The sequence below is a fragment of the Reichenbachiella faecimaris genome (assembly GCF_900176375.1).
GTDB classification, from domain to species: Bacteria; Bacteroidota; Bacteroidia; order Cytophagales; family Cyclobacteriaceae; genus Reichenbachiella; species Reichenbachiella faecimaris.
On record NZ_FWYF01000001.1, the window covers coordinates 982,916 to 995,536 of the forward strand.

Consider the following 12,621-nt stretch of genomic DNA (forward strand, 5'->3'; position numbering starts at 1 on the left):
TATCATAAAATCGAAGTGCTGATTTTTAAGTATAGCTGTCCTTAGACAATGATTCATTTCAATTTACCATCAAATAGTTAATTCTTGGTCATTAGAATAATTCAAGTTGTTCGGGAAGTAGTCTGAAGCTTTTTCTATGGTGCGGGGTAATGCCAAACTCACGAATAGCCTGTCTGTGAGCCTTAGTAGGATAGCCAGCATTGGACTGCCAGGCGTACTTAGGGAATTCCTGATGCAAGTCTGTCATCAACTCATCGCGATAAGTTTTTGCAAGCACAGATGCAGCAGCTATCGCGTAGTATTTGCCATCCCCTTTGATGATTGTTTCGTGTGGAATGTCAGGGTAGGGCTTGAATCTGTTGCCATCAATCAATAGCAACTCTGGCTCAGTTTTCAACTGATCCACTGCTCTATGCATAGCCAAAAATGAAGCATTCAGGATATTGATTTCGTCAATTTCGGTATGTGAGACCACACCAATAGCCCAAGCAATAGCATCTGATTTGATTTCGTCCTTGATGGCATTGCGCTGTTTGAGGCTCAGTTTCTTAGAGTCATCAAGGACTTCATGTGAATAGTCAGTAGGCAAAATAACTGCTGCTGCAACTACTGGACCCGCCAGACAACCACGGCCTGCTTCGTCACATCCTGCTTCAATCGTATGTTCTCTAAAAAATGGCAATAAAGACATACTTCAAAAATAGGAATCTTGTGAAGAAAAATTCATGTTTTCAATGTATTCTGTACCTTCGCATTTCGTTTAATCGAAATGGCAAAAATAGGAACAGACATATTGCACGCTGCCGCCTTGCTCAGAGCTGGAAAGTTAGTAGGAATTCCCACTGACACGGTATATGGTTTGGCTGGTCATGCACAAAAAACGGAAACTCTCCAGGAGATTTTTCTTGTCAAAAAACGTCCACAAGACAAACCACTGATCGCTCAAGTGGATCACCTCGAAAAGGCGACAGGCTTCGTGAAAAACATACCCAACCACGCCCGCACCTTGGCAGAAAAGTATTGGCCAGGAGCGCTGACCTTAATATTTGAGGCCACTCAGGAAGTATCACCCATTATGATGTCTAATGGCAAAACCATAGGATTAAGGGTACCCGATCACGACATGACGTTGGAGCTTCTCAAACAGCTGGATTTCCCTCTGGCAGTCACCAGTGCCAATTTGAGCGGACATCCTAGTCCTACCACAGCAGAAGAAGTAAATGAACAAATTGGTGATAGTATCGAATACATTCTAGATGGGGGTGCAAGTCTACATGGACTGGAATCTACTATTGTAGGATTTGAACATAAAATGCCTGTGATTCTCAGAAAAGGAGCTATCTCAGAAGAAGAAATATTGGCTACACTCAATTTGAAGTTGAGCCATTAGGAAATTAAAATGAACATTGATAATAAATAAGCGCATGACCCAAAAGGTTGATGAAATGATAAAGAAAAAAACACAGCATAGTGCAATTCAGCTCCTGTTGTCATTTCGAACGACAGTGAGAAATCTTAACCCTATCTCTAAAGATACTTAGATTTCTCCTTCGTCGAAATGACAAATAGTTTTGATCTCCTATCAATTTCAGCATCCATGATTGCTATAAAATTTATTAGATAATAAACACGAATTACAATGAACACACTTGATCAATTCAATTTTGAAGGCAAAAAAGCCTTAGTACGGGTAGATTTCAACGTGCCTTTGAATGCCGAATTTGAAATTACGGATGACACCAGAATAAAGGCAGCAACCCCTACCATTAAAAAAATCTTAGCGGATGGCGGATCTGCCATTTTGATGAGTCACCTGGGACGTCCGAAAGATGGGCCTGATGAAAAATTCTCACTGAAGCATTTGGTAGCTACACTTTCTGAAAGATTTGGCACTGAAGTGAAGTTCGCTGAAGACTGTATAGGTCAGGATGCCATTGACTTGGCGGCAGGTTTAGGAGCAGGTGAAGTGTTGCTGCTCAACAACCTAAGATTCTACAAAGAAGAAACTAAAGGAGATGAAGCATTTGCTGAAAAACTTTCCAAGCTAGGTGATGTTTATGTAAATGATGCCTTTGGCACCGCTCACCGTGCACACGCCTCTACTACTATTGTGGCAAAGTTTTTCGCAGACAAAGTATGTGGCTATGTCATGCAGGCGGAACTTGACAATGCTGAAAAAGTATTGAATAACCCAAAAAGACCGTTCACTGCTATTATGGGTGGAGCCAAAGTATCTGATAAGATTTTGATCATTGGGAAGTTGTTGGACAAAGTGGATAATCTTATTATAGGTGGTGGCATGTCTTACACGTTCACTAAAGCCAAAGGTGGTCAGATTGGCAACTCTTTGTGTGAAGATGATAAAATGGAGTTGACCAAAGAACTGGAAGCTAAGGCCAAAGAAAAAGGCGTGAATTTGTACCTGCCCGTCGACAACAAAATAGCTGACGACTTTAACAATGAAGCAAATTCGCAAGTAGTGGATGGAGATAAAATTCCTGATGGTTGGATGGGATTGGACATCGGATCAGAAACAGTGAAAATATTCAGTGAGGTAGTAGCCAATTCAAAAACTGTACTTTGGAATGGACCCATGGGCGTTTTTGAATTCCCGAATTTTGCCAATGGAACTGAATCAATTGCCAAGGCAGTAGTAACCGCAACTGAGAACAATGGCTTCTCCTTAATTGGGGGTGGCGATTCAGCCTCAGCGATCAACAACCTGGGCTTTGGTGACAAAGTTTCCTACGTATCTACAGGTGGTGGTGCATTGCTTGAATACATGGAAGGCAAGGTATTGCCTGGCGTTGCTGCTCTGGAAGATTAATTTCAAATATAAGATATTGCTAAAAGCCTTTCTGAATTATCAGAAAGGCTTTTTTATTCCATGCCGGATGTCGGCAGAAAGACGTTTAATCAGACCAACTCAACTAATACTAGGAAATAGCCCTTGCTGTACTTAGGTTAGAAATAAAAAATTCAATGAAACTCACCTATTCTGTATTATTCATTCTTGGCTTGTCTTTTCAAGTTAGTTTAGCCCAACCTGCCAATATTACTTCTTTGGAATTTAAACTGGGGAAATGGAAATGGCAAACCAAGGGTCTTCTCAGACCAGGTGACCCAAAAATGTATGTTGGAGAAGGAGAATCAAACGTTTTTTATATCAACGATTCCTCAGCCATACTAGATGATCATCATATTCTCTGGGAGGATGGCACTGACTACAAGGCGATCACTTACCGTACATTCGACCAGTCTAACAATAAATTTATGGTGGTTTGGGCACAGGCCAATTCCAACCAGACAACCAAAATCAGTGGTGAATGGAAAAACGACCAATTTGTAGAAACGGAGAATGGAAAGGATAATTATGGCAACTGGACCAATGTATTAAGAATTTATGATATTACAGACGACTCACACAAAGCCCAGTTGATTCGAACATACGCCAGTGGATATCAACTCACATTACTAGAGTATGAGGCGACAAGAACCAATGATTGACAAAATCCATTAAAACTCGGACTCCAATACAAAGGTCATTTCCCTTTTAGCCACTGGATGAATGAATGACAACTCAGCCGCTTGTAAATGTAATCTAATATCAGGCTTACCATACAAGTCATCCCCCACCATGGGCGTATTCAGCCCGTCTTGATGAGCCGCATGCACACGCAACTGATGTGTCCTGCCAGTCAAAGGCCAAAGATGCACCAGTGTGTGGTTGGCATATCTCTTAACAACTTTCCATTTCGTAGCTGCTGGCTTGCCATGCTCAAAACACACCAGCTGTCTTGGCCGATCTTCTATATCTGGTCGAAGGGGTAACTCGATTGTACCCTCCTCTTCTTTAATTAAACCTTCCAACAAAGCCACATACCTTTTCTTGATCGTACGATCCAAAAATTGGTCTTGCAAATCCTTATGCACCTCCTTAGTCTTAGCCACCAGCAACAAGCCTGAGGTGGCCCGATCCAGTCTGTGCACCAAAAGTGGTCCAGTGGCATTGGGATATGCGTCCTCCATTCTGTTCAATACAGAATCGGCATTGGTCTTTCCAGGCACTGACAGGAATTCATGAGGTTTGTTGATCACCAATAGGTATTCGTCTTCGTAAACTGTTTTTAGCTCCTTATCATTTGTGCAAACACTCAACATAGGGCTCTGCTCTACCTCCATACCCTCTAACATGTGGCCGAGAATAGGCTCGCATTTGCCTTTACAAGATGGGTAGAAGTAGCCGTGTTTCCTTACCTCAGACTTAGGCGACTGTCCCCACCAAAACTCAGCCATGGCCAGAGGTTTTAGTTGATTACGAAAAGCATATTGGAGCAACTTGGGCAAGGCACAATCTCCAGCACCTGATGGAGGGACTTTAAAAGCCGTTTCAGCAAAAATATCGCAAAGTCCTCGCGTTTCGCCTTTGATATTTAGAAATTGATACTCGTCAAATATCTGCTGCTGCAAGTCATTCGACATCTGGCGTCTTTTGCTTTTTAAAGCTTTTGCCCGCTCATTCCATATCTCAAAAGCAGCCTCCTTCTCTGCAAGCTCAGTGTTCCATTTCCGAACTAAGTCCTTGCTCTGATAATGCATCTGCATACTCTCTTGTTTGAGCTTGGCATCTAGTTGTTCATAGGCAGAATCTGGCATAGATATCTTTGCCTCTTCCCTTCTTGTTTTTCTTTCTTTTTTGGCTTCTTTTTGGACTTTTTTGGCATGTGATAATTCCAGTTCTGCTTGTGATTTCGCTTGCTCCCAATCTGACTTTGCTCGGAGATATGCCTCTGCTTTTTGCAAAGCATCTAGTTCACTATTGACTTGCTCTATCTCCTTTTCTCCTTTTCGGAAAAAACTATCTACCGCCAAATAATCCACTACAGGTGGTACAAAGCCAGGCAAATGATGGGCATCAGCCAATTTGCCTGAGAATGCGGATAAAAAACCTATCTCTTCTTCTTGATTTTGTACCAATAGCACCCCAAACATCTTCCCTACATTCACACCATCTACCCAGTGGTCTATTCCAAAATCATGTTGCCAATTGGTTTGTTCAGACAAATGTTTTTGAAGTTGCTTTGCTGCCAATTGGCACAAAGGATGCGGTTCGTAGAAAAAGGGGTAAGTAAACTTTTTAGGCAAAGAAAAGTCATCAATATCCTGATGAAAATTTGTGAATAATTGAGCCTCTTTTTTTGTTGCCTCATTCATAGATGGCAAAGGTAGGGGTTAATGGCAGATAAATTTTGAATGAAATTGGCCATTCTTCATTTTAACACTTCAGGAAGGTTCATCTACGAAATTTATTCCAAACGATTTAGTGTAAAATGACACGTACTTCCTTGTCCTTCTTTACTTTCCATCCATATCGAACCACCATGCATTTCAACAAAGTCTTTGCATAATTTAAGGCCAAGTCCAGACCCGCGTTCTTCATGTGTGCCTGAGCTAGAATTGTAGGAAGATTGATCAAAAAGGCCTTCCAATGTTTGCGCATCCATACCAACCCCATGATCTGAAATAGATACCTTAACCCCCTGATCTATTGAAACGGCATGGATCAATATTTTACCTCCATCCTTAGAAAACTTTATGGCATTAGCTAAAACATTTCTAACAACAGTAGAAATCAACGTATGATCAAAAGACATGGTAAGGCTTTCATCAACTTCATTTTCAATCTGAATTTGTTTCTCTTTCAATTTTTCCTGAAGCAAATTGACGTTTTCGAAAATCACATTCTGCACGGGCTGTTCTTCTAAGTTAAGAGCTGTCCCCTTGCGTTGGCTTTTGGCCCAGACCAGCAAGTTTTCTAAAATATTATAAACTGTTGTACTTTGTGCGCCTAGCTTGGCCAAAACCATCATGGTCTCTTTCTGATCATATTGGTTAGGACTTGAAATGATCAAATCAATAAATGCCTTGATATTGCCAACTGGAGATCTGAGATCATGAGAAATGACAGCGAAAATATCGTCCTTGGATTTATTAATTGCCTCTAATTTTTTATTGGCTTTTCTTTTTTCGACAAGGTTTTTGAATAGCACCACACCAAACAAAAGCAGCAATATGAATCCGGCAATAAAGCTATTTCTAAGTATCAGCTCTCTTTCAATTTTGGACTGCTGCAATACGTCTTTCTCTTTCTGTTTGAGAATTAACATTTCCTTTTCTTTTTCAAATTCATATTGATATTCCAGTCCTGTAATTTTTTTAATATTTAACTCGTTAAACAGACTATCACTTAATGATTTGAATGTAGTGTGTATTTCATAGGCCTCCTTGAATTTTCCAAGTCCAGCATATACCTGAGACATCAACTCCAATATTTGCCGTCTCCTTTCTACTATGTTGACACTCTTGGCTAACTCAAGCGCTTCTTCGCCATACTTTTTTGCTCGACTGTACTGCCCCATAGTCAGATGGGTTTCTGTAAGTCCGATCAGGTTATCACATTTGGAAGGCAATATTTCCATGGACTCATTTTGTTCCAAAGCCTTTTTAAAATACTCTAAAGCCTGCGTGTATTCACCTTGCATCAGAGATATGCGACCATAGCTATTCAGCCCACTTGGCAACATTGTTACTAAATTTAATTCTTTCAGAATAGGCATGGCAATAGCCAGGTATTCCTCCGCCTTTTCACTATTGCCAAGGGTGAGGTAAACATCAGCAATATTAAATGTACAAACCCCAATTTTGTATGGCTGAGCCAGTTCTTCGAAAACACCAAGCGCTCGTAGATAGTAGTCTAAGGCTTGATCAAAATTGCGTTGCATGAGGTGCATAGAACCAATGTTTGTGGACACATTGGCCACCTCCTCATTCAGACCTGACTTCTCTAACAGCTCTAGTGAGCGATAAGAATAATCCAGTGCTTCAGGGAACTTATTTAAAAAGAAATAGCAAGTACCCATACTCCTATAAATTCTTCCAATACCAACCCCATCATCAGCGCCATGTTGTATATCCAAAGCATCATTCAAAATAACTAATGCAGTGTCTTTGTCATTGCCAGGCCTTCTCATATAGTATTCGGCTATCATTCTGAGCGCCTGCGCTTGTCCATTGATATAGCCTATGGAGTCAGCAATATCAAATGCAGCTTGGCTATACTCATAGGTTTTATTTAGATCGTAGCGATTAGACTTTAAAGAAATCTGTAGGAGGAGATCTACTTTTTCAATGTTATCTACTGTGCGCTGAGACAGACTGTTCTGAAGGCTATCTAATTCTGGAGTTTGAGCACAAATGTGAAAAAAAGAAGATAATAAGACATAGGTGATAATCAGATTTTTCAATATTCTCATAGCTAGCTGCCAAATAGTAACTAATCAATATAGCCATTTTTGCTAATATTAGAATGGTCGCTTTGATCAATACCTAAACTTAAACAGCCCAATTCACGTGATTGCAAATTCGTCCTTTCATTGATGAAACAGATGAACCTAATCTTCAAAAATCCACACGATATAAAATTGCATAGTGCACTTTATTCAGCCATATTAGTAGAATAAACACCATGATGCTTATTTGGATGTAAGTTTCATGCCGATACGTAAAACCAGCCGAACATTCAGGCACATTTGGTTTTTACCACCACAACACCAACCCCTGAAAAACCAAAAGAGTCTGAATTATAGCAATTGCGCTCTGAAAAAATTAAATTTGGAAAATGTTGAACTCTCTTGAAAAACAAACACCTAAAATCGGCATTTTCTCATTTTTTGCAGGGGCAGGGTTCTTGGATTTGGGATTCGAGATGACAAAAGATTTCGAAACGCTTTTTGTTAACGAATATCACAAACCTTTTTTGGACATCTACAAGTCCTCACGAACGAACTTAAAAATTGCAGAGCCGCATTTTGGATATAATGCCGAAAGTATTGAAACATTTCTTAATAAACGAGGCTCACAATTTCTTGGACAAAGTATTGAAGAAGCAAGGGCAACACATGATCTAATTGGATTCATTGGTGGACCACCATGTCCGGATTTTTCGGTTGGCGGGAAGAACAAAGGTGTTGAAGGCGAAAATGGCAAACTATCAGGCACATACGTTGAATTAATTACTCGAAATAATCCTGACTTTTTTCTATTTGAGAACGTCAAAGGGCTTTATCGAACCAAGAAGCATCGTGAGTTTTTCAACTCTATTAAAACTAAGTTGATTGCTAACGGATATTACCTAACAGAAAAACTCATCAACGCAATTGAATTCGGAGCACCACAGGATCGAGAAAGAATAATCTTGATTGGATTCAAAAGAAATATTTTGACTGATTTTGGCTTAGAGCTAAACGGATCTCCCATACTAAAAGCATTCCCTTGGGACTCTAAAATTTCTCACATATCTAAGATTGTCTTGTCCTTAAACTGGCCAACCCAAGAAACCTTTGTAGAAAACTCAACTAAGAGATGCCCCAACGATGTCTTGGAAGAATTGACGGTTGAACATTGGTTTAAGAAAAATGATGTTGAAAATCACCCAAATTCAAATCATTATTTCCAACCACGAGCAGGCTTACCAAAATTCCTGACAATTTATGAGGGAGACGACTTGAAAAAATCATATAAAAGGCTTCATCGCTGGAGATATTCCCCAACAGCAGCCTATGGAAATAATGAAGTTCATTTGCATCCATATAAAGCAAGGAGAATTTCAGTGGCTGATGCACTGGCCATTCAGTCTTTACCTAAGGAATTCGTTATTCCAGATAACATTTCTCTTACTAACATGTTTAAGACAGTTGGAAATGGTGTTCCGTTTCTGGCAGCCAAGGGATTGGCAGAAACCATTTTGGACTACATCAAAAATGTCAAAATCAAGAATCCTGAATATGCGGAAGTTATCGGCTAGCAACCTTGTTGCTTTTATTAATCAACTAGAAAAAAATACGGTTTACAATTATATCAATCCTAGAACTAAAGGTGTAATCAAAGTTGAGGGAATAGATCTACCCGAAGGGCCAATCCGGATAAAGAGATGGGAACCTGCTAAAGGCCAATCCGAAAATGACAAATCGGTTGAACATATTTCAACGGAAATGATCTGGAGGGTAGCAAACGCATTTAATCCAAGTGCGCCTATTAACCTTGATAGAGTATTGGGTGGTAGTTACAACACACGAAGTGTCTTGGAGGCACTTTTGGCATATACCCCTGAGTTCTACTTCTGTTATCCAGGAAGAATCGAGAATAAAGGAGGTCAAACTTCAATTAAGCATGGACATAAGCATCTACTTTGGAGACCTGATTCTCCCCACAGATTAGGGATTCTAGAAAAAGCTGAAACAGAGATTGTAATTTCTGAAATGCCTGCTTTAGATGCTTTTTATGATTCGCTAGTCTTGCCTTCAGATCAGATTGAGGAACAGGAACTTGATATTGAAGTGCTGAGAAGACATGCCCAAATCCAGATAGCACTGTACTTCATCGGCAAACAACTAAACTTTAGAACTTGGATTGCTCAAAATGATAAGGGCATTCTTTATCAGAACAAGAGGATTGGAGAATATGAAGGTGTCATTGCTTCTCTCAAAGATGAGCAACTCATGATTGCTTATGACGATGCTGTACAGGCTGCTTTACTAATTGATTGCATTTGGTTCAAGAACGGGAAACTTATGCCTGCAGTGATGGAGGTTGAACATTCAACGGGAGTTACAAGTGGATTAAGTCGAATGAAGAATTTCAAAGATAAATTCCCTCCTTTTCCAACCAGATATGTAATTGTTGCACCCGATGAAGATCGTGACAAAGTTATAAAAGAAGCTAACAAACCACAGTTTGCTGACTTGGATACTAGGTATTTCACATATTCTGCGGTCGAAGAGCTTTACGCACTTTGCCAACGAAGAAAAATCAAGGGTGTGACAGAAGAATTCCTTGATTGTTACATGGAACGAGTTTTAAACTAACCAACCCAATAAATCCATACACATTACCAAGTCGCTCAAGGCAAGTTTTACTACTCAAAACTTATCAATGGGTATGTCGATCCATCTCACCCTGGAACATGAAAAAAGGCGACTAGAACGAGAAATACAAAAACACCTTTTAAATACTTTATTTAAGCATTCATGAATTGAGCTCTGGTTAATAGCAAACAAGCTATTTTTAACTGTCCCACTAATTCAAAATTAGTACCATCAGAAATGGTGGTACACTCATCACATTTTGAATTCACATCCCCAACCGTCTCATCACCAACTCATCCACGCGTTGACAGAGGGTCATTGGTTTGAGCGTACGCCAGTTGGTGATTTCTAATGGGCCACCAAAATTGATATAACCATCTACGTTATAGTTATTCATTTCGTCTATCACAAAGTCACGGAAGCCTATTCCTACTATCCAGCCGTCTTCTACATCTTCCAGCCACTCTTCATAGTAGCTATCGTCTGAGCCATGAAAGTTGAGTACATTTTCTCCTATCAAGATGTATTTATTCACACCCTCCAGTTGGATTTCATCCACCAGATTTCTTTTCAGAAACATAACATCATTGTGAACGGCATCATTCCACTCGCCAATGAATTCCAGCACGGCATAACCATGATCATAGTCCACAAAGAGCATTTTGACATACAGGGTCTCTGAGCCTATATAATCCCACCCTGGATCAATGTAATAGCCATAAATGGTATCCGAATAGAGGTCGTAATTGTATTCTTTGCCGTAAAAAGGCGACAAGATATCACTGGCCGAATCATAATATTTCAACCAACCACTATAAGGTTCTATGTTATGCATCTTTGCTATTGTGGTGATCAATAGCCTTGCGGACAGAGCCTTGAGAGGCCACCAACGCCTCTGCTTTTTCTCTGCTCACCCCCGTTTCTTCCATGACCATTCTCACTGCCCGATCTATTAGTTTTTCATTGCTGAGCTGCATATCCACCATCTTATTGCCCTGCACATGTCCCAATTGAATCATAACAGCAGTCGAGATCATATTGAGTACCAGCTTCTGAGCCGTACCCGCCTTCATACGCGTGCTGCCTGTCACAAACTCTGGCCCAACTACTACTTCGATAGGGAATTGAGCTGTTTCTGCCAATTTGCTCCCCGTGTTACAAGTGATACATCCTGTGACCAAACCTTCTTCATTGGCTCTTGCCAAACCACCAATCACGTATGGTGTTCGACCTGAGGCCGCAATACCAATTAGTACATCTTGGTTAGAAATATTGAATTCCACAAGGTCTTTCCAGGCCTGATTGGGATCGTCTTCAGCATGCTCCACTGATTTGCGGATGGCACCATCCCCACCAGCGATCACGCCTACCACATGTCCATGAGGCAATCCATAGGTTGGTGGGATTTCTGATGCATCTACAACACCTAGCCTGCCGCTAGTGCCTGCTCCTATGTAAAAAAGTCTTCCTCCAGTTGACATCTTCTTAACTATCTGATGGACAAGTGCTTCTATTTTAGGAATAACTTTTTCAACAGCCAAAGGTACAGTTTGGTCTTCTTTATTGATGTTGGTCAACAAATCAGAGACCGACATGTGCTGTAGGTCATTGTAATTGGATGGAGATTCTGTGGTGCTACTCATGCTCCAAATTTGAAGCATTAGTATGTGAATGAGAAGTATTTTAAACTATAAATCTATCAAATTTCTATGGTCTCCTCTACTAAGAAGAATGAACACTCCCTCCTACATAAGGCCATTGAGTAGATGGAGCCACTATTTTGGCTGATGATACTGGGTCAACCCATCAATAGGACCAACTACAATGTCTTTGATATTGATACCCAAATCAGTCCCTACTTTTCTGAGTATCTCTTCATAATAGAATGCCACAGAACCCGTAAAATGCACAGGTATGTTTATATAATTTGTGTACTTCATCACATTGACTTCCAAGAACTTTTTGAATGCGTCATAAACCATCTGATAAATCATTGGATCTTTCAGAAACTTATGGATGAACTTGGAAAAACTGGATAGATACAAGATCGGCATGTGGTGGTGGTAGATGTTGTTTAAAATATCTGTTGGTTCTAAACCAAACTCTTCATCAAATTGATCCCTGATCTCTTGAGGTAGCTCTTTTTTAAAATAGTGTTTGAGAAATTGTTTACCTAAATAATTGCCACTGCCCTCATCACCCAGAATGTATCCCAGCGACCTTACATTTTCGATAATACCAATGCCATCATACAAGCAAGAGTTGGAACCTGTACCCAGGATACAAGCTATGCCATGTTCTATACCACAAAGTGAGCGAGCAGCAGCCAACATGTCATGATTGATCTCAATCTTAGCATTGGGAAACAATTGCATAAAGCAATCTCGAATGGTCTGTTTATTTCTGGCAGATGAGCAACCCGCCCCATAAAAGTATACTTCCTTGAAAGGCGTCTCGATATATTCGATCAGCCCCATACGCATCACTTCCAAAATTCCAGATGCATCCAAATAGTAAGGATTGATTCCACCTGAACGGGCATGGAATACATTCTGCTTAGAATCAATGATTCTCCATTCTGTCTTGGTAGAGCCACTTTCTGCAATTAGAATCATACTTTTCCTGATGTTAGGGCACCTTTTTCTCTTGTGCCAGATTCGAAAATAACAAATAATTGAAGATTCACTGGGCTTGTTAC

At 40.2% G+C, this 12,621-nt stretch carries 11 protein-coding genes; 5 read left to right on the forward strand and 6 right to left on the reverse strand.

What is annotated here, in order from left to right:
- Positions 1-91 precede the first annotated feature (91 nt).
- Positions 92-691 carry a ribonuclease HII gene (locus B9A58_RS04110; RefSeq protein ID WP_084371146.1) on the reverse strand — a complete coding sequence of 200 codons (600 nt, stop codon included), beginning with the start codon at positions 689-691 and terminating at the stop codon, positions 92-94.
- A 78-nt stretch (positions 692-769) separates the two neighbouring features.
- Between B9A58_RS04110 and B9A58_RS04115 the strand changes: the two genes are divergently transcribed.
- From B9A58_RS04115 to B9A58_RS04125, 3 genes are all read left to right on the forward strand, one after another.
- On the forward strand, positions 770-1,390 hold the full coding sequence (locus tag B9A58_RS04115; RefSeq protein WP_084371147.1) for an L-threonylcarbamoyladenylate synthase: 621 nt from the start codon (positions 770-772) through the stop codon (positions 1,388-1,390).
- A 249-nt stretch (positions 1,391-1,639) separates the two neighbouring features.
- Positions 1,640-2,827: a phosphoglycerate kinase gene (locus B9A58_RS04120; RefSeq protein ID WP_084371148.1), complete on the forward strand. Its 1,188-nt coding sequence runs from the start codon at positions 1,640-1,642 to the stop codon at positions 2,825-2,827.
- Between the two features lie 155 nt (positions 2,828-2,982).
- Complete coding sequence (locus B9A58_RS04125; RefSeq protein WP_084371149.1) at positions 2,983-3,507, forward strand: hypothetical protein; 525 nt, start codon at positions 2,983-2,985, stop codon at positions 3,505-3,507.
- A 9-nt stretch (positions 3,508-3,516) separates the two neighbouring features.
- Here the strand turns inward: B9A58_RS04125 and B9A58_RS04130 are convergent, their stop codons facing one another.
- Together B9A58_RS04130 and B9A58_RS04135 are read right to left on the reverse strand one after the other, a co-directional pair.
- On the reverse strand, positions 3,517-5,214 hold the full coding sequence (locus tag B9A58_RS04130; protein WP_084371150.1) for an RluA family pseudouridine synthase: 1,698 nt from the start codon (positions 5,212-5,214) through the stop codon (positions 3,517-3,519).
- Positions 5,215-5,306: 92 nt separating this feature from the next.
- Positions 5,307-7,313, reverse strand: coding sequence for a tetratricopeptide repeat-containing sensor histidine kinase (locus B9A58_RS04135; protein ID WP_084371151.1), 2,007 nt, complete (start codon positions 7,311-7,313; stop codon positions 5,307-5,309).
- 365 nt (positions 7,314-7,678) lie between these two features.
- On the opposite strand from B9A58_RS04135, the gene B9A58_RS04140 reads away from it, so the two are divergent.
- Positions 7,679-8,863: a DNA cytosine methyltransferase gene (locus B9A58_RS04140; RefSeq protein WP_084371152.1), complete on the forward strand. Its 1,185-nt coding sequence runs from the start codon at positions 7,679-7,681 to the stop codon at positions 8,861-8,863.
- Positions 8,844-9,923, forward strand: a complete 1,080-nt coding sequence (locus B9A58_RS04145; RefSeq protein WP_084371997.1) for a restriction endonuclease — start codon at positions 8,844-8,846, stop codon at positions 9,921-9,923. The genes B9A58_RS04140 and B9A58_RS04145 overlap by 20 nt, the downstream gene beginning before the upstream one ends.
- A gap of 265 nt (positions 9,924-10,188) precedes the next feature.
- Here the strand turns inward: B9A58_RS04145 and B9A58_RS04150 are convergent, their stop codons facing one another.
- From B9A58_RS04150 to B9A58_RS04160, 3 genes are all read right to left on the reverse strand, one after another.
- Entirely contained in the window at positions 10,189-10,758 is a 570-nt protein-coding gene (locus B9A58_RS04150) for a hypothetical protein (RefSeq protein ID WP_084371153.1), read from the reverse strand.
- Positions 10,751-11,566, reverse strand: a complete 816-nt coding sequence (murQ, locus tag B9A58_RS04155) for an N-acetylmuramic acid 6-phosphate etherase (protein ID WP_084371154.1) — start codon at positions 11,564-11,566, stop codon at positions 10,751-10,753. The genes B9A58_RS04150 and murQ overlap by 8 nt, the downstream gene beginning before the upstream one ends.
- Before the next feature lie 132 nt (positions 11,567-11,698).
- Positions 11,699-12,538 (reverse strand): N-acetylglucosamine kinase, encoded by an 840-nt coding sequence (locus B9A58_RS04160; protein WP_084371155.1) that lies wholly within the window; start codon positions 12,536-12,538, stop codon positions 11,699-11,701.
- Positions 12,539-12,621 lie beyond the last annotated feature (83 nt).

Coding starts and splice junctions, on each gene's coding strand:
- B9A58_RS04110 (WP_084371146.1), bottom strand. CDS start 691: ATGTCTTTATTGCCATTTTTTAGAGAACATACGATTGAAGCAGGATGT.
- B9A58_RS04125 (WP_084371149.1), top strand. CDS start 2,983: ATGAAACTCACCTATTCTGTATTATTCATTCTTGGCTTGTCTTTTCAA.
- B9A58_RS04145 (WP_084371997.1), top strand. CDS start 8,844: ATGCGGAAGTTATCGGCTAGCAACCTTGTTGCTTTTATTAATCAACTA.
- B9A58_RS04160 (WP_084371155.1), bottom strand. CDS start 12,538: ATGATTCTAATTGCAGAAAGTGGCTCTACCAAGACAGAATGGAGAATC.
- B9A58_RS04150 (WP_084371153.1), bottom strand. CDS start 10,758: ATGCATAACATAGAACCTTATAGTGGTTGGTTGAAATATTATGATTCG.
- murQ (WP_084371154.1), bottom strand. CDS start 11,566: ATGAGTAGCACCACAGAATCTCCATCCAATTACAATGACCTACAGCAC.
- B9A58_RS04140 (WP_084371152.1), top strand. CDS start 7,679: ATGTTGAACTCTCTTGAAAAACAAACACCTAAAATCGGCATTTTCTCA.
- B9A58_RS04120 (WP_084371148.1), top strand. CDS start 1,640: ATGAACACACTTGATCAATTCAATTTTGAAGGCAAAAAAGCCTTAGTA.
- B9A58_RS04115 (WP_084371147.1), top strand. CDS start 770: ATGGCAAAAATAGGAACAGACATATTGCACGCTGCCGCCTTGCTCAGA.
- B9A58_RS04130 (WP_084371150.1), bottom strand. CDS start 5,214: ATGAATGAGGCAACAAAAAAAGAGGCTCAATTATTCACAAATTTTCAT.
- B9A58_RS04135 (WP_084371151.1), bottom strand. CDS start 7,313: ATGAGAATATTGAAAAATCTGATTATCACCTATGTCTTATTATCTTCT.